Genomic DNA, 18,716 nt, shown 5'->3' with positions numbered 1-18,716 from the left:
AATTGTGCTACCCATGTTGAAATCGGCATTACGTATTCCGACACGCCGCGTATGGCAGGGTGGCTAAGGGCAAGATCGCTCGCTATGCCAACAAGCAACACAAAAAGCATCGAACTGAATGTCAGGCTTAGGTGCAGCAGCCCGAGATAAACAAAACCGGCCTTGCGACCACTGATCGTCTCCAGACTAATTCCTCATGTCTATCGCCCCATCACAATGACAATTCCGGTGATAAACAGCGAAGCGCGGATATTTGCATCGCTGGATAATGGCTGTATAGAAAGGTCGAATAATGATATTAAAAGAAAAGATCGCCAGTGACAGTGTCACTAACGCGTAAGTGTGAAAGGACGAAATGTCTGCACGAACAGTTCGATGAATCTGATACTCCTTCAGAAAAAGCTTCGTAAGTCTATACTTTCACCGACAGATTGAGTTGATTAACAATCAATGGAGGGTGCAATGAGCACATCCTTTTACAGTAAGACCCCGACCGTTTCGATACGGGATAACCGGGGCCTGGCGGTGCGTGAAATCGCGTATCACCGCCATCCCGACACGGCGGACGCCACTGAAGAGCGCATCACCCATCACCAGTTCGACGTGCGCGGTTTACCGTCTCAAAGCGCCGACCCGCGTCTTGATGCCGCCGGGCTGGCGAATTTTGAGTTTATCTGTGACCTGAGCGGCATGACGTTGCGCACACAGAGTGCTGATGCGGGTATATCCGTTGCCCTGAATGACGCCTCCGGGCGGTTTTTTTTACAGGTCAGCAATATCGGCACCGGTAATGACCGCAGCGCCGCCGTCACCCGCACTTTTCAGTATGAAGAGGCAGACCTGCCGGGACGGCTGCAGGGCATTACCGAGCAGGTTGCCGGCGACAGTGCGCGCGTCACGGAGCGGTTTATCTGGGGCGGGGCTTCAGCGGATGAACAGAGCCACAATCTTGCCGGTCAGCCAGTCAGCCATTACGACCCGGCAGGTTTGCTTTCGACAAACAGCGTTTCCCTGAACGGCGTACCGCTTTCCGTCACCCGCCAGTTGCTGCCGGACGATGCCGAAGCCGACTGGCAGGGCGCAGACGCTTCCGCATGGAATGACCTGCTGGCGGGCGAAGCCTACACCACGCTGAGTACAGTGGACGCTGCCGGGAATGTGCTGACCACGCTTGATGCGAAAGGTAATATTCAGCGCGTGGCGTTTGATGTGGCGGGTCTGCTGAAGGGCAGCTGGCTGACGGTAAATGGCGGTTCCGAACAGACTATTGTGAAATCCCTGTCATACTCCGCCGCCGGGCAGAAGCTGCGCGAGGAGCACGGCAACGGCGTGGTGACCACATATTCGTATGAAGCGGAAACGCAGCGCCTCGTTGGCATTAAAACGGAACGAGTCTCCGCCACAAAAGTGCTGCAGGATTTGCGCTACGAATACGACCCGGTGGGTAACGTGCTGGTGATTACTAACGATGCCGAGGAGACGCGTTTCTGGCGCAATCAGCAGGTCGTTCCCGAAAACACCTATACCTACGACAGCCTGTACCAGCTGGTCAGCGCCACCGGGCGCGAAATGGCAAACGCAGTACAGCAGAACAGCAATCTTCCTGCGTATTCCTCCTTTGATGACGCCACCTACACGAACTACTCCCGCATTTACACCTACGATAACGCCGGAAACCTGACGAAAATTCAGCACAGCGCGCCTGCGTCCGGCAATAACTACACCACCAGCATTACCGTATCTGACCGCAGTAACCGCGCGGTGCTCAGCACGTTTACGGAAAATCCGGCAGATGTGGAGGCGCTGTTCACTGCCGGTGGTCAGCAGAAACAGCTTTTACCAGGGCAGAGCCTGCTGTGGACAGCGCGCCAGGAACTGCAAAAAGTCACACCCGTAACCCGCGACGGTGCAGCCGACGACAGCGAAACCTACCGCTACGACGCCAGCAGCCAGCGCATCGTCAAAATCACATCACAACTGACCGGCAGCACCACGCAGACAAAACGGGTGATTTATTTGCCGGGGCTGGAGCTGCGCAGCAGCGCAGCCGAAGAATTACAGGTAATAACCGTCGGTGTTGCCGGACGCGCGCAGGTACGGGTGCTGCACTGGGAAATCGGTCAGCCCGCGGATATCAGTAACGATCAAATTCGTTACAGCTACGACAACCTCACCGGCAGCAGTGCGCTGGAAGTGGACGGCAGTGGTGAGCTTATCAGCCAGGAAGAGTATTACCCGTACGGCGGCACGGCGCTGTTTGCGGCCCGCAGCCAGCTGGAGGCGGATTACAAAACGATTCGTTATTCCGGCAAGGAGCAGGACGCCACGGGGCTGTATTACTACGGTTATCGCTATTATCAGCCGTGGGCAGGCAGGTGGCTCTCGGCGGATCCTTCGGGGGCGGTGGATGGTCTGAATCTGTTCAGGATGGTACTGAATAACCCGGTGACGATGTATGACCCGGATGGGAGGATTCCGGCTTATGCCGCCATCTTCTCTCAGGCGAAACGTATTTTTGAAGAGCGCGGGCATTTTGAAGCGACGCGGATATTCCGTTTAACAGATAATAATTTAGGGAGAACACTTCCTACCCATTTACCAGATGCTGCCGCCCTGAAATTAACTTCCGCTGAGCAAGAGGCTATCAAGTTTTATACTACAGAGCATTATTCACTCTTTAATGAATATATACGAACGGGGAGATTAAGTAAGGAGCGACGGCAGGCACTAAAAGAACAGTTAATAGAAAGAGGGTTCACAAAAAACAAATTATTACGCTGGGGGGCATCTTTTAATAAAGGTATTGCAGCATTTAAAGATGCATTGGAATCCGGTAGGCAGAAGCATCCAGGAAGTGAAAATTATGGAAGAGTTCTTTTTCGCGGTATTGGTTTTAATTATCCTGGTGGTGCTAAGGATGAAGCCTTGTATTCTACAGTAGGGAGCATTATTAAACAGAAAAGCTATACAAGTACCACCGTGGGTTTCCCTTTTTTAAATACGCATCTTCTTATTTTAGACGTACCTGCAACTGCAAATGGCCGATGGATTGCGCCGACATCCTCGTCGAATTGGGAGGATGAAATTTTATTCGCACCAGGGATAAGTTTTCATATAAAAGACGTGGTCAATGCAGAGGAATTTGCTGGTGCACATTTCATGTCAAATTTTACGGGTAAATATCATGTATCGGATGAAATAAAAAATAAACCTTCATTTGTTTCTGCTGGCTCAGGTCATCGATACATAAAAAAATATATCTATGCAGAAGTGATACCTGCTGAGTAGTGCTTTTAATTGCTGGTTATCCTACAGTGGATAACCAGCTATATTTATATTCTGAGTGTGGTGTGTAAATTTTTCTGAGAATTTCACGTCACAATAATTGAGCCGTATTAATCAACAGGTGTTTTTGCGATTGAATCGTCTCTAACACACAAGGTAATGCACATAAATCAAAATATGAGCCAATGACAACGGCCAGCGTCTATAATTTTTTAGCGACCATTTTGGTTGTATAACTTCTAGCGGAGTATTCCATGAGCATATCCCTTTACAGAAAAACCCCGTCCGTCACAGTGCTTAATAATCGTGCGCTGGCGGTACGCGATATTGTTTATCACCGCCATCTGGACACTCCGGACATCACCGAAGAACGCATCACGCATCATCAGTTTGATGCGCGCGGTCTGCCCTCTCAGAGCGCTGACCCGCGTCTGTATGCCGCCGGGCTGGCGAATTTCAGTTATCTCCACGGCCTGAACGGTACGCCGCTGCGCACACAGAGTGCCGATGCCGGTACATCCGTTGCCCTGAACGACGCGTCAGGACGGGCGTTTTTGCAGGTCAGCAATATTGGTTCAGAGAATGACCGCAGCGCCATCGTCACCCGCACTTTTCAGTATGAAGAGGCAGACCTGCCGGGACGGCTGCAGGGCATTACCGAGCAGGTTGCCGGAGACAGCGCGCACGTCACGGAGCGGTTTATCTGGGGCGGGGCTTCTGCGGATGAACAGAGCCACAATCTTGCCGGTCAGCCAGTCAGCCATTACGACCCGGCAGGCCTCCTTTCGATGAGCAGCGTTTCCCTGAACGGCGTACCGCTTTCCGTCACCCGCCAGTTGCTGCCGGACGATGCCGAAGCCGACTGGCAGGGCGCAGACGCTTCCGCATGGAATGACCTGCTGGCGGGCGAAGCCTACACCACGCTGAGTACAGTGGACGCTGCCGGGAATGTGCTGACCACGCTTGATGCGAAAGGTAATATTCAGCGCGTGGCGTTTGATGTGGCGGGTCTGCTGAAGGGCAGCTGGCTGACGGTAAATGGCGGTTCCGAACAGACTATTGTGAAATCCCTGACATACTCCGCCGCCGGGCAGAAGCTGCGCGAGGAGCACGGCAACGGCGTGGTGACCACGTATTCGTATGAAGCGGAAACGCAGCGCCTTGTTGGCATTAAAACGGAACGATTCTCCGCCGCAAAAGTGCTGCAGGACCTGCGCTACGAGTACGACCCGGTGGGCAATGTGCTGGTGATTACCAACGATGCCGAGGAAACCCGTTTCTGGCGCAATCAGCAGGTCGTTCCCGAAAACACCTATACCTACGACAGCCTGTACCAGCTGGTCAGCGCCACCGGGCGCGAAATGGCAAACGCAGTACAGCAGAACAGCAATCTTCCTGCGTATTCCTCCTTTGATGACGCCACCTACACGAACTACTCCCGCATTTACACCTACGATAACGCCGGAAACCTGACGAAAATTCAGCACAGCGCGCCTGCGTCCGGCAATACCTACACGACATCAGTTACCGTCAGCGACCGCAGCAACCGGGCGGTAATCAGCACACTCACCGAAAATCCGGCAGATGTGGAGGCGCTGTTCACCGCCGGCGGCCAGCAGAAACAGCTTTTACCGGGGCAGAGTCTGTTGTGGACGGCGCGCCAGGAACTGCAGCAGGTCACGCCCGTCACCCGCAGTGGTGCCGCGGACGACAGCGAAACCTACCGCTATGACGCCAGCAGCCAGCGCATCGTCAAAATCACATCACAACTGACCGGCAGTACCACACAGACAAAGCGGGTGGTTTACCTGCCGGGGCTGGAACTGCGCAGCAAGAGCGCGGAAACTCTGCAGGTGATAACCGTCGGTGTTGCCGGGCGCGCGCATGTGCGGGTGCTGCACTGGGAAAGCGGTCAACCTGCCAGTATCAGTAACGACCCGATTTGTTACAGCTACGACAACCTCACCGGCAGCTGCGCGCTGGAAGTGGACGCCAGCGGCGAACTTATCAGTCAGGAAGAGTATTACCCGTATGGCGGCACGGCGCTGTTTGCCGCGCGCAGCCAGCTGGAGGCGGATTACAAAACGACTCGCTACTCCGGTAAAGAGCAGGACGCCACGGGGCTCTATTACTACGGTTACCGTTATTACCAGCCGTGGGCGGGACGGTGGCTGAGTGTTGACCCGGCAGGCAGAATGGACGGGCTGAATCTGTTCAGAATGGTACGCAACAATCCCATCACGCTTCACGATACCAATGGGCTTGCCCCCGTCGCCAGGACTATCGCAGAGAATATACGTCGCGCAGGCTTAGACGCCGAACCTGTAGAGAGTTATCAGGATGTTTTTCATGGCATATACCATGTTCATGGCGAGCTTGCTTATAACGAAATATGGGACACACTGAGTGACACAATTCCGTTAAGCAGCACCGAAGTTGTTAGCGCAGAGCATATGGAGGCGATTGCTGATTTTATTGAAAAAAGAGAGATTATTTCGAAAATGGTTTATGCCAGCCCGACGCCTGATGATCTCGAAATAGATATTACTGAAATACAAAGGGAGCTACATAAGATCCCTTTGAATGTATTGAGTAAAGCGCATTCCTTAGGGCAATTTATTACCGCAACTAACGATAACATAACCAATCACCCTGACAGGCATCATTACAAAGGTGTGACGCCGAGAGGTTGGCCTGAGGATATGACATGGGATTCTGTTCCTGGCCTGGGTGCTCTCGGCAAAGTTGCGACAGAGAATATACACCCGGATGAAACAATCATTGCGCTAAGCCAGGACTCACAAGGGGGGTGGTCTTTGGCGAAGGGACATACGGCTTCAAGCCTGGTGTTGCATGAATATGCTCATGCTATAGATCGCAGTTTGGGGGAGAAGGCGATGATGGGGCCCGCGGGGACTGGCGAGGCAGGGGATTACCTGAGTAAACGCAATAGCTTCGTCTCTGTCTGGGAACAAGATTTGGCGCATACAGACCCGCTTTCTGAGGATAATTATTTCTGGCAAGGAGGAACTTTGCATGGCGCAGACGAAGCCTTTGCTGAAGGATTTAGCGAAATATACTCAGGGAAAAATGTCCACAATTGGCCGAATGTGAAATCCTATATTTCACATAAAATGCAACATCTCTAATGGGCCATTTATAAACGTTGAAGCATAAAGAATATTTTTGACCTGATAAATAGCGCGTGGTGGATAAGCATTCACCATGTCTTTAAAGCGGAACGTCCAAAGACGTTCCGCTTTGTATTTTCAGCGAAACAGCGGTTTTTGCGCCACCGGAATAAGCAACTGCGATTGCCACTGTGCCAGCGTAAGCCGTGCAAGTTGCCCCAGCGCGTTGAAAAACGGGTGCCGCGCGTTATCACAAAACTCGCCAAGAAACCGCCCACTCCACGGCAGCAGATGCCAGGCCAGTAATTGATCGCAGGCGTCGTGATTGCCTTGTTCCGCCAGCCATGCCGCCATCAGCAGCAAGGTACCGAAATGATCTTCCGGCTCGTTTTGCCCGCTATTGAACGCAATATTGCTGTCGCGCATCCACTGGCGCAGCGCCAGCGTCGAGTCGCCAAACAGTACGCTCTCTTTATCCAGCCAGACCGAACCCCACGGCGGCGCAGGCAGTGCCCATGGGCCGATCAATAACCGTTGCCAGGCCTCGCTTAGCGGCTCGTCACAAGGCTGCGCGAAGGCGTCGGCCAGCGGAATAAGTGTCTCTTCCGGTAACGGCCATTGTTCCAGCCACTCGCGGCTGCGTAGCGCGGCGATGAGCGGCGCGGAGGGTTCGCTCTCCGGCGGATAATAAAACAGCGCGCCCAGCACGCGGGCGGTAAAAATAAAGGACTCGCGGGTTGCGTCCGTCATGCTTTCTCCAAAAAGCGCGGGTTTCCCCGCGCATTGTGATTAACCCGCGACGGCAACGCCAACGGTCATATGCAGGCCGTAAAACAGGCCACGGCCAATGATTTCACCGGCGACTACCAGCACAACGCCCGCCAGCAAGCTGCTGGCTTTCGGCTGTCTGCGCATTACCAGCGGACAGATCCAGCAACCGAGACCGAGAGCGACCAGCAATAAACGCACCACCTGCAACAGACCGTAATCTGGCACCAGCGCAACGGCTTGCTGCACTGAGCTGTGGGTTTCGCCAGGCTGCATGCTCTGCAACATCACTATGGCAACGCTTGCGATAAGTGCCGCAACGCTGATGGCGGCAAAACGCGGGGCCGGAAAACGCATACCCGCCAGCCGCAGCAGCAACGCCGCCAGCAGCGGCCCACCCGTCAACATGGTGAGGAAAAATGCGGCGGTGGTGTAGCCGTTATGCCAGGTCGGCACGGTATCAATCTGGTAAACCCGCGTCATCGCCCAGACAAACAGCACCCCCAGCACCATGCTGATAATCAGCCAGCCGCGCCCTAGTGAGGCGGGCAGTTTGCCAAGCCAGGTCAGTAGCCACCAGAAACCGCCGACGGCGAAAAATAGCGATCCGGCGGCGATTTCATTACTGAGTGACGAGGCGCCAATGCGGTTTAGCGAGTTAAACGCGCGCAGCGGTGAACCGAGGTGCATCATTGAGGCGATAAAACCGATGCCCATCAACACCCAGAGCAAAAACTGGCTGCGGACAATCCGCACCTGGCCGCTATTGTCATCTCTGGCGTTCATCCACACGAAGCCAGTCACAATCAATCCGCCCGCCACGCACTGGCCGAGCACCGTAAACAGAACCAGCGGCCATTCATGCCATCCGTTTCCCATCTCACACCTCCTGCGGGTTTGCCAGATAGCCGGTGGTATCCCCCGTCGGGCGGCTGTTGGCGTTTGGTTTGATGACAATATTGGGCTTCGTGAAGTGCGATGCCGGAAGCGGGGCGATAGCGGCCAGTTCGCCATGTTGCTTACGCAATTCGTCAATCGGGCCGAAATCGAGCGCGCGCAGCGGGCAGGATCCCACGCAGATTGGTTTTTTACCCTCTGCAACGCGGTCATAACAGCCGTCGCATTTGGTCATATGACCTTTTGCCGCATTGTATTGCGGCGCGCCGTACGGGCAGGCCATATGGCAGTAGCGACAGCCGATGCAGACATCTTCGTCCACCACCACAAACCCGTCTTCCCGCTTATGCATTGCACCGCTCGGGCAGACTTTGGTGCACGCCGGATCTTCACAATGGTTGCAGGAAATCGACAGATAATAGGCAAAGACGTTTTGCTGCCAGACGCCGTTATCTTCCTGCCAGTTACCGCCCGCGTATTCATACACGCGGCGGAAACTGACATCCGGGGTTAAGTCTTTGTAATCTTTACAGGCCAGTTCGCAGGTTTTACAACCGGTGCACCGGGCAGAATCGATAAAAAATCCATACTGGGTTGTCATCGGCTACTCCTTAAACCTTTTGAATATCGACCAGATTGGTGTGCTGCGGGTTGCCTTTCGCCAGCGGCGAAGGCCGGTGCGTGGTCAGCGTGTTCACGCAGCCGCCGTGGTCAATGCGATCGCCGTCCATACTGGCCTGATGCCAGGCCCCCTGGCCCATGGCGCTGACGCCCGGCATGATGCGCGGCGTCACTTTCGCGGCGATACGGACTTCCCCGCGTTCGTTAAAGACGCGCACCATGTCGCCCTGTTTGATCCCGCGCCGTTCGGCGTCGATCGGGTTGATCCACACCTCCTGGCGACACGCCTCCTGCAGCACATCGATGTTGCCGTAGCTGGAGTGGGTGCGTGCTTTGTAGTGAAAACCGAATAATTGCAGCGGGAATTTTTCGCGCGCCGGATCGTCCCAGCCTTCAAAGGTTGAGGCGTAAACCGGCAGTGGGCTAATCACTTCGTCCTTATCCAGTTCCCAACTGTTGGCAATTTCCGCCAGCTTGCTGGAGTAGATTTCAATTTTGCCGGAGGGGGTTTTCAGCGGGTTGGCGATCGGGTCGTCACGGAATTTTTTATAGGCAACAAAGTGGCCGTTCGGATCTTTGCGCTTATAAATACCCATCGCTTTCAGGTCTTCATAAGCGGGCAGTTGCGGATCTCTGGCGACCATTTTGGCGTACAGATATTTCAGCCACTCTTCCTGCGTACGACCTTCGGTAAATTTCTGGTAAATATCCGGTCCCAGGCGGCGAGCGATTTCGCTGGTTATCCAGTAAATCGGTTTACGTTCGAACTTCGGCGCGGTGACGGGCTGGAGGAAAATCAGGTAGCCCATGTTCCCGGCATAATCATTGGGGATGATGTCTTCCTGTTCGACGGTCATCAAATCCGGTAGCAGAATGTCGGCATACATCGCCGATGAGGTCATAAAGTTCTCAATGACCACGATCATTTCGCACTTGCTGTCGTCCTGCAGAATGTCGTGAGTGCGGTTGATATCGCCGTGCTGATTGGTAATGGTGTTACCGGCATAGTTCCAGATAAATTTAATCGGCACATCAAGCTTATCTTTGCCGCGCACACCGTCGCGTTTGGCGGTCATCTCCGGGCCGCGCGCAATGGCATCGGTCCAGGTAAAGCACGAGATCGAGGTTTTCACCGGGTTTTCCGGCATCGGCATGCGTTCAATGGTGATGGTGTAGGTGGATTCGCGTGCGCCGCTGTTGCCGCCGTTGATGCCGACGTTACCTGTGAGGATCGGCAACATGGCAATGGCGCGCGAGGTCAGCTCGCCGTTGGCCTGGCGCTGCGGTCCCCAGCCCTGGCAGATATAGGCGGGTTTGGCGCTGCCAATTTCCCGCGCCAGCTTGATGATTTTATCGGCGGGAATACCGGTGATGCGCGATGCCCACTGCGGGGTTTTAGCGATACCGTCCTCGCCCTGGCCGAGAATATAGGCTTTGTAATGGCTGTTGGCGGGCGCATCGGCAGGCAGCGTTTTTTCGTCGTAGCCGACGCAATATTTATCCAGAAACGCCTGGTCGACGAGGTTTTCGTTAATCAGCACCCACGCCATGCCGGCAACCAGCGCGGCATCGGTACCTGGACGAATGGGCACCCACTCATCTTCGCGTCCGGCGGCCGTATCGGTATAACGCGGATCGATAACGATCATCCGCGCATTTGAGCGTTCACACGCCTGCTCGAGGAAATAGGTAATGCCGCCGCCGCTCATGCGGGTTTCCGCCGGGTTGTTACCGAACATCACCACCAGTTTGGTGTTTTCGATATCCGAGGTGCTGTTACCATCGTTGGAACCGTAGGTGTAAGGCATCGCACACGAGATTTGCGCGGTGCTGTAAGTGCCGTACTGGTTGAGAAAACCGCCATACATCGCCATCAGGCGGGCAATAATCGACGCCGAAGGGGAAGAGCGGGTAATGTTGCCGCCGACAATGCCGGAGGAGTAATTAATGTAGACCGCTTCGTTACCGTATTTTTGCACCACGTCTTTCAAACTGTTGGCGATAGTATCCAGCGCTTCGTCCCAGCTGATACGTTCAAACTTGCCTTCGCCGCGTTTACCGACGCGCTTCATGGGGTAGTTCAGGCGATCCGGGTGGTTAATGCGGCGGCGAATAGAACGCCCGCGCAGGCAGGCGCGTACCTGGTGATTGCCGTAGATATCCTCACCGGTATTATCGGTTTCGACCCAGTAGACTTCATCGTCACGGACATGCAAACGCAGCGCGCAGCGGCTACCGCAGTTGACCGAGCAGGCCCCCCACACCACTTTGTCTGGCGCGGGTTGCATCGCCTGTTGCACGGCAGCAGCGGCAGAACGCAGGCCAAAGGGCAGGGAAAAACTTCCGGCTGCCAGCGCAAGCGATCCTAAAGCGGTGGATTTCACCAACGTTCGTCGGCTGATCCCTCCCTGGTATTCACTATCGGACATAGCTCACTCCATTATTTTTTATAATAAAAAGAAATTGCCTGGTGTATTAAAAGCAGGCTAATGAAGTGATCATGTTAATCATTAGGGAGTAGAAGAATCTTAAGCGTGATCAAGTTGAGGGAAATCCCCCTGAAATGAAGGGGGATTTTATTTACTGCGTACCGGCGCTTTCTTCGCTCTGCTGAGCGGCGCCACTGTTGCGGGTGTAGAGAATTTTGTAGGTGTCATTGGCGCAATGACCGACGACCTGCGAACCTGCCTGGTCAGCCTGATCATTAGGCACGATGGTTAGCGTAAATCCCGTTTCCGGCACGCCATTATTGATAATACGTTGCTGAATATCAGTTTTAACCCGTTCGCATGAATCCGGCGCAGCGAACGCCGGTACAGCACCCACCAGCAGTAATGCGCAAAGCCAACGTGAATAATGCATCCTCGTCTCCTTCTGTTTTACCCGCTCTAAGCTTAGCACCTGCGATGCCCGCAAAAGGTAAATATCTGAATCATCTGAATAAGCCGCTATCGCTGTTTTAATAGCTCCACCTCCGGCGGGAAATCGATCGGGACGGCGGTGAGCAGGAATTCGCCCAGACGGTCAATATTCTTTTTGCGCGGCGAATCTTTTGGCCACACCAGCCAGTAACTGTCGCCAGTGCTTATTGCTTGCGGGAAGGGCAGCGTTAGCTGATTTTGCGCCAGTGCGGGCAGGCTGAGCAGCAGATCGCCGACCGCCACGCCATGACCACCGATCGCCGCCTGGTAGGCTTGTTCCAGCGTGTCAAAAACCGCGCCGCCGCCAGGGGCGAGCGTGGGAAATAAACCGCTCCCGGCTTGCCAGCGCCGCCAGTCGCGGCGATCGCGCGACGGATGGATCAGGGCGCAACTGCTCAGATCGCGTTGCGCCAGCGCTTTAAGCGCCGGGGCGCAGAGCGGGATCAACCACTCATCAAATAAGCGCAGGCTTTGCGTGTACTCACCAAAATGACCATTGCCCAGAAGAATGGCGCAATCGAAGGGTTCGGTGCGGAAATCGACGGTATCGATATCCATCCAGACACTACTGATCTCAATCTGCGGTGTGTTGTGCTGCTGGCGAAAGGCATTTAACACATCTAATAGCCAGCGCATCGTCAGTGTCGACGGGGCTTTGAGCCGCAGTTGATGCTGGTGGCTGCGCAGTGTCTGGCAGGCATTTTCCAGTTGCAAAAAACCGTCCTGTAAACGAACAGCCAGCTGGCTTCCTGCGTCGGTCAGGGTAATTTTCGGGCCATGGCGCAGAAACAAACGACACCCAAACCACTCTTCAAGGGTGCGAATATGGCGGCTTATCGCACCGGGGGTGACATTGAGAAAAAGGGCTGCCTGGCTAAATGATGACATTTGCGCAGCAACGGTAAATGCCCGTAATGCATAGAGTGGCGGCAGGTTTTGGTTCATCCGTTCGTTATCCATTGTGAGTTTTTTGCATAGCGAACGGCAGTTTAACTCGTTTTTCAGACCCGCGCTTTCCGGTGATACTTCGTCAATAAATAAAAGGAGGGAGCTGATGGGATCACTGAATGCGGTGCTGCTGGGAACCTACATCGGTGTGGTACTGACGTTGCTGGCAACGCCGGGGCCGGTGGTGGCGCTGGTGTGTGCGGCGGCAGCGCGGGGCAACCATGCGCGCGCGTTTTTAACATTGGCAGGCACTAATCTGGCCTCGCTGGTATTAATTGCGCTGGCGGGGTTAACGCTGGCCGGTGTGGTTACGCTCTCGGCCTGGCTACTAAATTTGGTAGGGCTGGTGGGGTCGCTCTTTATTGCGGTTAGCGCGGTACAAGCACTGCGCGCCTTGCGGCGAGAACAAGGCACAAAGATGCCGCAAAAAGGCGGGCAAGGCGGGTTTGTTATGGGCTTTATGACGGCCATCGCTAACCCAAAAGATATTCTTTTTTTTATCGCTTTTTTCCCGCAGTTTACCGGTATTACCGGCGATTTCACCGCCAGCATCACGGTGCTTACTGTCATCTGGGTGGCGCTGGATTTTAGTGTCTTAACGCTCTATATCCTGGCCGTTAAACGCTGGTTACCAACGGGGCAAAGTGGACGTTTTGCTACCTTTACATCGCTGATTTTATTGTTAATAGGCGTAAGCGGCGCTGGTTATTCGCTGTTGTTACTCGCCAGTCACCAGACCTAGCCACAAAGAAGTCATTGCCCTAAGTTATAAAGCTTTTGCTAATATAAGCGCATTACAAAAGAAGAATGTGGTGAACCCATTGAAAAAACAGCTGTTACTTATCTCTCTGGCGGTGGCGCTTGCCGGATGTGATAAGCCGAAGGGACCCGTTTCATTCACGCCGGAAATGGCTAGCTTCTCGAATGAATTCGATTTTGATCCGTTGCGTGGCCCGGTTAAAGATTTCAGCCAGACGTTACTTAACGATAAAGGTGAAGTCACGAAACGCGTTACCGGAACGATGTCGAAAGAGGGATGTTTCGATACGCTTGAACTGCACGACCTGGAAAATAACAGCGGCGTGTCGCTGGTGCTGGATGCCAACTACTATCTCGAGGCGGAATCGAAGGAAAAACGTCTGCGTTTGCAGGGCAAATGCCAACTGGCGGAGTTCCCGGCAGCCGGCGTAACCTGGGACACCGACGATAACGGATTCGTGGTTCGCGCAACGGGCAAGGAGATAGAGGTTAAATACCGCTATGACGACGAAGGGTATCCGCTGGGAAAAACCACGGCATCGAAAGACGCGACGTTGTCTGTTGTGTCTACGCCTTCGAAAGATAAGCGCAAAAAGCTGGATTACACCTCTGTCAGCACGCTGAACGATAAGCCGTTGGGCAATGTCAAACAGGCCTGTGAATACGACAGCCATGATAACCCGGTGAGTTGCAGCCTGGAGATTGTGGACGAAAGTGTTACGCCACAGGTGTCGCACAAATACAGCATCAAAAACACCATCGAGTATTATTGATGCCGCTGACCACCGCGCTTTACTGCGCGGTGGGTTTCAGTAGCGTCGGGCCGCTTGTTTTGTGGTTTTCAAGATACTGCTGCTGGAAAATACACATGCGAATGGTGTTGCGGTACTCACCGTTAATAAAGAACTCATGGATTAATTCACCTTCGACCATAAACCCCAGCTTGCGGTAAATGTGAATCGCTTTTTCGTTCTCTTTATCCACAATCAGATAGAGCTTATACAGGTTCAGTACCGTAAAACCGTAATCCATCGCCAGCTTCGCGGCTTTTGATGCCAGCCCTTTGCCCTGATATTCCGGGGAGATGATTATCTGAAATTCTGCACGGCGGTGAACGTGGTTAATTTCAACCAGCTCCACTAATCCGGCTTTTTCGCCATTGCACTCGACCACAAAACGGCGTTCGCTTTGATCGTGAATGTGCTTGTCATACAGGTCAGAAAGTTCAACGAAGGCTTCGTAGGGTTCTTCAAACCAGTAACGCATGACGCTGGCGTTGTTATCCAGTTGATGAACGAAGCGCAAATCCTCGCGCTCGAGCGGGCGCAGGCGGACGGTGTAAGCGTCACTCATGAAAAGTCCTTTTACGTAAGCGGAAATCGGGCGCGCGAGCGCCCGGGGCGGTTAACGAATTTGCTGTCCGGTGCGGCGATCCAGACAACGCAGGGTATTGGGTTCCCAGTAGGCGTTGAGGTTGCTACTTTTCTGGCATTTGTCCTGCGCATCAAACGCGACATCGGTTTTATCCCACTCTTTTTCCACACGCTTGTTCACTTTGCTACGCAGGCTGCGGGTGTCATTCCATTGCTCTTTTTCCATCGCTGCGGATTGGCGGCTTTGCGCGTTATCGCCGGATTCAATCACCAGACGATTGGTTTCGGCCAGTGCGGAGGTGGTGTACACGATGGCACCCAGCGTCAGCATTGCGGTGAGGCACAGGCGTTTGCTAAGTGTTTTAGTCATTGCGATTTCCTTAATTTGAGGGAGAAACAAGATGCCCATATCACTCTATTCTATGCGATCTCAGCCACACGGGATAGCCAGCCGGGACTCACTCTCAGAGCATTATCAGGTATGATAGTTCAACCAAGTTTGAATCAACGTGCCACTGATGCTGAAAACCACACTCTTGTTCTTTGCAACCGCGCTGTGTGAAATTGTCGGTTGTTTTTTGCCCTGGTTATGGCTAAAACGCGGCGCTACACCACTGTTACTCATTCCTGCGGCCTTCGCGCTGGCCATGTTCGTCTGGTTGTTAACGCTGCATCCGGCGGCCAGTGGGCGCGTTTACGCGGCTTACGGCGGCGTTTATGTCTGCACTGCGTTGATTTGGCTACGTGTGGTCGATGGCGTAAAACTCAGCGTTTACGACTGGCTTGGGGCGCTCATCGCCATGTGCGGGATGTTGATCATTGTTGCTGGCTGGGGCCGGGCGTGATGTACGCTGTTTTTGATAGTGTGTAGCAGACTAGCTGTTCGTATACCGTCTTCGTTTCGCTCCGCGCTTTAGCGCTTTGTGAGACGGTTTGAATAGCCCCAGAGGCGATACCCGGCTTGCGAAGCTGCTTCTAGCGCACCGTTACAGATTTTGACCTGGCGGGAATTTCTTCACTATGGCCGGTTCAGCAAGTCTGTTTAAGATGATGTTCGCTGCATACTAACGGATTGATTTTCTCTCGAACTCTTCATGCGCATTGCTCGCGCGCGCTATTTTTTTTAAAACGCTTTTTCCACATCGCCGCGCATCCTGCACAATCACGTTAATCATCTCATTTTCACACTGAATACATTCATCGCTTTAAAGCGAAGTTTGAATATGTGGTTTTTTTGACACATTTGGTTACCATTCTAGTTAGTGTAGTCCGCAAATCCTGTCGCAAATCATAGTCTGCTTTGCAGCAGTCCGTAATCTATTGAACCACTGTTTCACTTAATAAGATGAGTCTCACCATGGAAAACAGGCTATTAACGGCGAAAGCCACGTTACCTACTTATGACCGTAACAAATTGGTTGCGCGCATTGTGCACCTTGGTTTTGGCGCGTTTCACCGCGCGCATCAGTCAGTTTATGCCGATATTCTTGCCGCAGAGCATGGCAGTGACTGGGGCTATTGCGAGGTCAATTTAATTGGCGGTGAGCAGCAAATTGCCGATCTCAAGCAGCAGGATAACCTCTATACCGTGGCAGAAATGTCTGCCGACGCGTGGACTGCGCGTGTGGTTGGCGTAGCAAAACGCGCCTTGCACGCACAGGTAGATGGCCTGGAAACCGTGCTCGCCGCTATGTGTGAACCGCAGGTTGCCATTGTTTCACTGACCATCACCGAGAAAGGCTATTGCCACTCACCGGCGACCGGCAAACTGATGCTCGATCACCCATTAATTGTTGGTGACCTGCAAAACCCGCAGCAGCCAAAATCGGCCGCGGGCGTGGTTGTGGAAGCCCTGGCGCGCCGTAAAGCAGCAGGTTTACCGGCATTCAGCGTGATGTCCTGCGACAACATGCCGGAAAACGGCCATGTCACCCGCAATGTGGTCTGCGCTTACGCGCGCGCGGTGAGCGCAGAATTGGGTGACTGGATTGAAGCGAATGTGACGTTCCCGTCAACCATGGTAGACAGAATTGTTCCGGCTGTGACCGCCGAAACGCTGGATAAAATCGAACAACTAACCGGTGTCCGCGATCCTGCGGGCGTGGCCTGTGAGCCGTTCCGCCAGTGGGTGATTGAAGACAATTTCGTGGCGGGTCGTCCGGCGTGGGAAAAAGCGGGTGCCGAGCTGGTGGCAGATGTTGTGCCGTTTGAAGAGATGAAACTGCGCATGCTGAACGGCAGCCACTCCTTCCTGGCGTATCTGGGCTATCTGGCGGGTTATCAACATATTAATGAGTGCATGGAAGATGAGAATTACCGTCGCGCCGCGCACGCGTTGATGTTGAAAGAGCAGGCACCAACGCTGAAAGTGCAGGGCGTGGATCTGGCGCATTACGCCGATCTGCTGATCGCCCGTTACAGCAATACCGCATTGCGTCACCGCACCTGGCAGATCGCCATGGACGGTAGCCAGAAACTGCCGCAGCGTATGCTGGATTCTGTGCGCTGGCATTTAGTGCATCAGCGTGATTTCTCTCTGCTGGCGCTGGGGATTGCTGGCTGGATGCGTTATGTCGGCGGCGTCGACGAGCAGGGGCAAGCGATCGAAGTGTGCGATCCGTTGCTGGCAGTGATCCAGAACGCGGTTAACAGCAGCTCGCAAGGTGAAGCCCGCGTGCAGGCGTTGCTTGGCATTGAGGCGATTTTTGGTAATGAATTGCCGAAAGACGCGACCTTTGTGGCGCAGGTGAAAAAAGCCTATCTGACATTGCTGGAGAAAGGTGCGAAAGCCACAGTGGCGCAGTACGCTGCAGCACTTTAACTGCAAGCCTTTAATTCAGTACAGAAACAGTGAATGCCGCCATCGCGGCATTCTTTTTTACCACACGCTTTTTAACGCTTAGTGCAAGCCAAGACGAATCAGTTCTACCGGTTCGAATTTACCTTCGCAGCCTTCCACTTCCACCGTTTTGCTACGGCGCACCTGCGCGGGGTTTAACCCCTCGGCGTGAATCGCGACGATTTTGCCGGTGCGGCCAGTGCCATTAATCATCACGCGCGTGCCGGTGGTGATAGCGTTACGGTTACGATCATACGTCATCATGGTGGTTTCTCCTTATTGAAATCCGCAAAACGAAACGGGGCAGAAGATGTCCCCGAAATGGACGCCTTATAAATACGCCCCTGAGCTGATGAGTTTTTGTTTTTGATCAAAGTCACACTTTTTTGCGCGAAAAAAATGTGACCTGGCGGAAATAAGAAGGGGAAAAATTACTCTTCGCTGAACCAGTCGCGGTTTTCCTGGCGGATGGTTTTTACTGACTCGCTGATTTCCTGCAAATGCAGCGTCATGGCGCGATCAACGGCGTCGACATCGCGTTTTTCCAGCGCGGTGAAAATATCCATATGCTGGCGCAACAGCATCTCTGGCGGCGAAACATGATCAAGGCTCATGTAACGCACGCGGTCGATGGTCGCTTTAATATTTTCGATAGTGTCCCACGCTAACTGGCAGTCGGCGATGAGCGACAGCTTCTGGTGGAAATTATCGTCCAGCTCAAAAAAGTCATTCAGTTGCTTACGCTCAATCGCAGTGCGCTGCTGATTCAGGTTTTGCTCCAGCTGGTAACAGGCGCTGTCGTCAATCATCGTTGCGGCGCGGCGGGCGACGGCGCACTCAATTGCCTGACGAACAAAACAGCCGTTACGCACCTGCGTCATGGAGATTTTATTGACGTAGCTACCGCGCTGCGGGCGGATTTGGATCAAGCCGTTTTCTGCAAGTTTAATAAAGGCTTCGCGCACTGGCTGGCGTGACACGTCAAAGCGCACCGACACCTCTTTTTCGGACAGCGGCGTGCCTGGTGGGATCAGGCAATGAACGATGTCCCGCCGTAAGATGCGGTAAATTTGTTGATTGACGGGCTGTGTAGGGTTGAGTTGCGTTTCAGCGGCCATTCGCTCTTACTTTTTAAGGGGTTAACCTGTCTACCATACCATTAATTTACCGTACA

General features: G+C 53.7%; 16 protein-coding genes. 6 read left to right on the top strand and 10 right to left on the bottom strand.

The window, feature by feature from the left end:
* Positions 1-462: 462 nt before the first annotated feature.
* Positions 463-3,288 (top strand): RHS repeat-associated core domain-containing protein, encoded by a 2,826-nt coding sequence (locus M8Q36_RS19325; protein ID WP_249882003.1) that lies wholly within the window; start codon positions 463-465, stop codon positions 3,286-3,288.
* 251 nt (positions 3,289-3,539) lie between these two features.
* Positions 3,540-6,434 (top strand): RHS repeat-associated core domain-containing protein, encoded by a 2,895-nt coding sequence (locus M8Q36_RS19320; protein WP_249882002.1) that lies wholly within the window; start codon positions 3,540-3,542, stop codon positions 6,432-6,434.
* A 120-nt stretch (positions 6,435-6,554) separates the two neighbouring features.
* Here the strand turns inward: M8Q36_RS19320 and dmsD are convergent, their stop codons facing one another.
* From dmsD to M8Q36_RS19290, 6 genes are all read right to left on the bottom strand, one after another.
* Positions 6,555-7,166 carry a Tat proofreading chaperone DmsD gene (dmsD, locus tag M8Q36_RS19315; RefSeq protein ID WP_249882001.1) on the bottom strand — a complete coding sequence of 204 codons (612 nt, stop codon included), beginning with the start codon at positions 7,164-7,166 and terminating at the stop codon, positions 6,555-6,557.
* Between the two features lie 39 nt (positions 7,167-7,205).
* The gene (locus M8Q36_RS19310) at positions 7,206-8,063 is read right to left on the bottom strand and encodes a DmsC/YnfH family molybdoenzyme membrane anchor subunit (protein ID WP_249882000.1); all 858 of its coding nucleotides are present in this window, start codon (positions 8,061-8,063) and stop codon (positions 7,206-7,208) included.
* Position 8,064: 1 nt separating this feature from the next.
* Entirely contained in the window at positions 8,065-8,682 is a 618-nt protein-coding gene (locus tag M8Q36_RS19305; protein WP_249881999.1) for a DMSO/selenate family reductase complex B subunit, read from the bottom strand.
* Between the two features lie 10 nt (positions 8,683-8,692).
* Entirely contained in the window at positions 8,693-11,131 is a 2,439-nt protein-coding gene (gene ynfE / locus M8Q36_RS19300; RefSeq protein ID WP_249881998.1) for a selenate/tellurate reductase subunit YnfE, read from the bottom strand.
* A 151-nt stretch (positions 11,132-11,282) separates the two neighbouring features.
* Positions 11,283-11,564, bottom strand: coding sequence for a DUF1161 domain-containing protein (locus M8Q36_RS19295; protein WP_249881997.1), 282 nt, complete (start codon positions 11,562-11,564; stop codon positions 11,283-11,285).
* 86 nt (positions 11,565-11,650) lie between these two features.
* A complete protein-coding gene (locus M8Q36_RS19290) occupies positions 11,651-12,568 on the bottom strand; it encodes a LysR substrate-binding domain-containing protein (RefSeq protein WP_249881996.1) in 918 nt (305 codons plus the stop codon).
* Between the two features lie 109 nt (positions 12,569-12,677).
* Here M8Q36_RS19290 and M8Q36_RS19285 point away from each other — a divergent pair, with 109 nt between their 5' ends.
* The gene (locus M8Q36_RS19285; protein ID WP_249881995.1) at positions 12,678-13,313 is read left to right on the top strand and encodes a LysE family translocator; all 636 of its coding nucleotides are present in this window, start codon (positions 12,678-12,680) and stop codon (positions 13,311-13,313) included.
* Positions 13,314-13,392: 79 nt separating this feature from the next.
* Positions 13,393-14,103, top strand: coding sequence for a YnfC family lipoprotein (locus M8Q36_RS19280; protein WP_249882815.1), 711 nt, complete (start codon positions 13,393-13,395; stop codon positions 14,101-14,103).
* A 19-nt stretch (positions 14,104-14,122) separates the two neighbouring features.
* Here M8Q36_RS19280 and speG read toward each other — a convergent pair whose 3' ends face one another.
* Together speG and M8Q36_RS19270 are read right to left on the bottom strand one after the other, a co-directional pair.
* A complete protein-coding gene (gene speG, locus M8Q36_RS19275; RefSeq protein ID WP_016496192.1) occupies positions 14,123-14,683 on the bottom strand; it encodes a spermidine N1-acetyltransferase in 561 nt (186 codons plus the stop codon).
* 51 nt (positions 14,684-14,734) lie between these two features.
* Positions 14,735-15,073: a DUF1283 family protein gene (locus M8Q36_RS19270; protein ID WP_017456684.1), complete on the bottom strand. Its 339-nt coding sequence runs from the start codon at positions 15,071-15,073 to the stop codon at positions 14,735-14,737.
* 148 nt (positions 15,074-15,221) lie between these two features.
* Here M8Q36_RS19270 and M8Q36_RS19265 point away from each other — a divergent pair, with 148 nt between their 5' ends.
* Positions 15,222-15,548: a YnfA family protein gene (locus M8Q36_RS19265; RefSeq protein ID WP_097406813.1), complete on the top strand. Its 327-nt coding sequence runs from the start codon at positions 15,222-15,224 to the stop codon at positions 15,546-15,548.
* A 512-nt stretch (positions 15,549-16,060) separates the two neighbouring features.
* Positions 16,061-17,524 carry a mannitol dehydrogenase family protein gene (locus M8Q36_RS19260; protein ID WP_249881994.1) on the top strand — a complete coding sequence of 488 codons (1,464 nt, stop codon included), beginning with the start codon at positions 16,061-16,063 and terminating at the stop codon, positions 17,522-17,524.
* A gap of 78 nt (positions 17,525-17,602) precedes the next feature.
* On the opposite strand, the gene ydfZ is transcribed toward M8Q36_RS19260, so the two are convergent.
* Together ydfZ and M8Q36_RS19250 are read right to left on the bottom strand one after the other, a co-directional pair.
* Positions 17,603-17,806 (bottom strand): putative selenium delivery protein YdfZ, encoded by a 204-nt coding sequence (gene ydfZ / locus M8Q36_RS19255; RefSeq protein ID WP_016496186.1) that lies wholly within the window; start codon positions 17,804-17,806, stop codon positions 17,603-17,605.
* Positions 17,807-17,973: 167 nt separating this feature from the next.
* A complete protein-coding gene (locus M8Q36_RS19250; protein ID WP_249881993.1) occupies positions 17,974-18,660 on the bottom strand; it encodes a GntR family transcriptional regulator in 687 nt (228 codons plus the stop codon).
* Between the last annotated feature and the right edge of the window lie 56 nt (positions 18,661-18,716).

This window comes from Kosakonia sp. R1.Fl, from assembly GCF_023516815.1.
Taxonomy (GTDB): domain Bacteria; phylum Pseudomonadota; class Gammaproteobacteria; order Enterobacterales; family Enterobacteriaceae; genus Kosakonia.
Note: the sequence above shows the minus strand (reverse complement) of the source record. Positions and strands in the feature narration are given on the sequence as shown.

Excerpts from the sequence above, each read along its gene's own strand:
- M8Q36_RS19290 (WP_249881996.1), bottom strand. The coding sequence starts at position 12,568 with ATGAACCAAAACCTGCCGCCACTCTATGCATTACGGGCATTTACCGTT.
- dmsD (WP_249882001.1), bottom strand. The coding sequence starts at position 7,166 with ATGACGGACGCAACCCGCGAGTCCTTTATTTTTACCGCCCGCGTGCTG.
- ynfE (WP_249881998.1), bottom strand. The coding sequence starts at position 11,131 with ATGTCCGATAGTGAATACCAGGGAGGGATCAGCCGACGAACGTTGGTG.
- M8Q36_RS19270 (WP_017456684.1), bottom strand. The coding sequence starts at position 15,073 with ATGACTAAAACACTTAGCAAACGCCTGTGCCTCACCGCAATGCTGACG.
- M8Q36_RS19320 (WP_249882002.1), top strand. The coding sequence starts at position 3,540 with ATGAGCATATCCCTTTACAGAAAAACCCCGTCCGTCACAGTGCTTAAT.
- M8Q36_RS19305 (WP_249881999.1), bottom strand. The coding sequence starts at position 8,682 with ATGACAACCCAGTATGGATTTTTTATCGATTCTGCCCGGTGCACCGGT.
- ydfZ (WP_016496186.1), bottom strand. The coding sequence starts at position 17,806 with ATGATGACGTATGATCGTAACCGTAACGCTATCACCACCGGCACGCGC.
- M8Q36_RS19310 (WP_249882000.1), bottom strand. The coding sequence starts at position 8,063 with ATGGGAAACGGATGGCATGAATGGCCGCTGGTTCTGTTTACGGTGCTC.
- M8Q36_RS19285 (WP_249881995.1), top strand. The coding sequence starts at position 12,678 with ATGGGATCACTGAATGCGGTGCTGCTGGGAACCTACATCGGTGTGGTA.
- speG (WP_016496192.1), bottom strand. The coding sequence starts at position 14,683 with ATGAGTGACGCTTACACCGTCCGCCTGCGCCCGCTCGAGCGCGAGGAT.
- M8Q36_RS19295 (WP_249881997.1), bottom strand. The coding sequence starts at position 11,564 with ATGCATTATTCACGTTGGCTTTGCGCATTACTGCTGGTGGGTGCTGTA.
- M8Q36_RS19250 (WP_249881993.1), bottom strand. The coding sequence starts at position 18,660 with ATGGCCGCTGAAACGCAACTCAACCCTACACAGCCCGTCAATCAACAA.
- M8Q36_RS19325 (WP_249882003.1), top strand. The coding sequence starts at position 463 with ATGAGCACATCCTTTTACAGTAAGACCCCGACCGTTTCGATACGGGAT.
- M8Q36_RS19265 (WP_097406813.1), top strand. The coding sequence starts at position 15,222 with ATGCTGAAAACCACACTCTTGTTCTTTGCAACCGCGCTGTGTGAAATT.
- M8Q36_RS19260 (WP_249881994.1), top strand. The coding sequence starts at position 16,061 with ATGGAAAACAGGCTATTAACGGCGAAAGCCACGTTACCTACTTATGAC.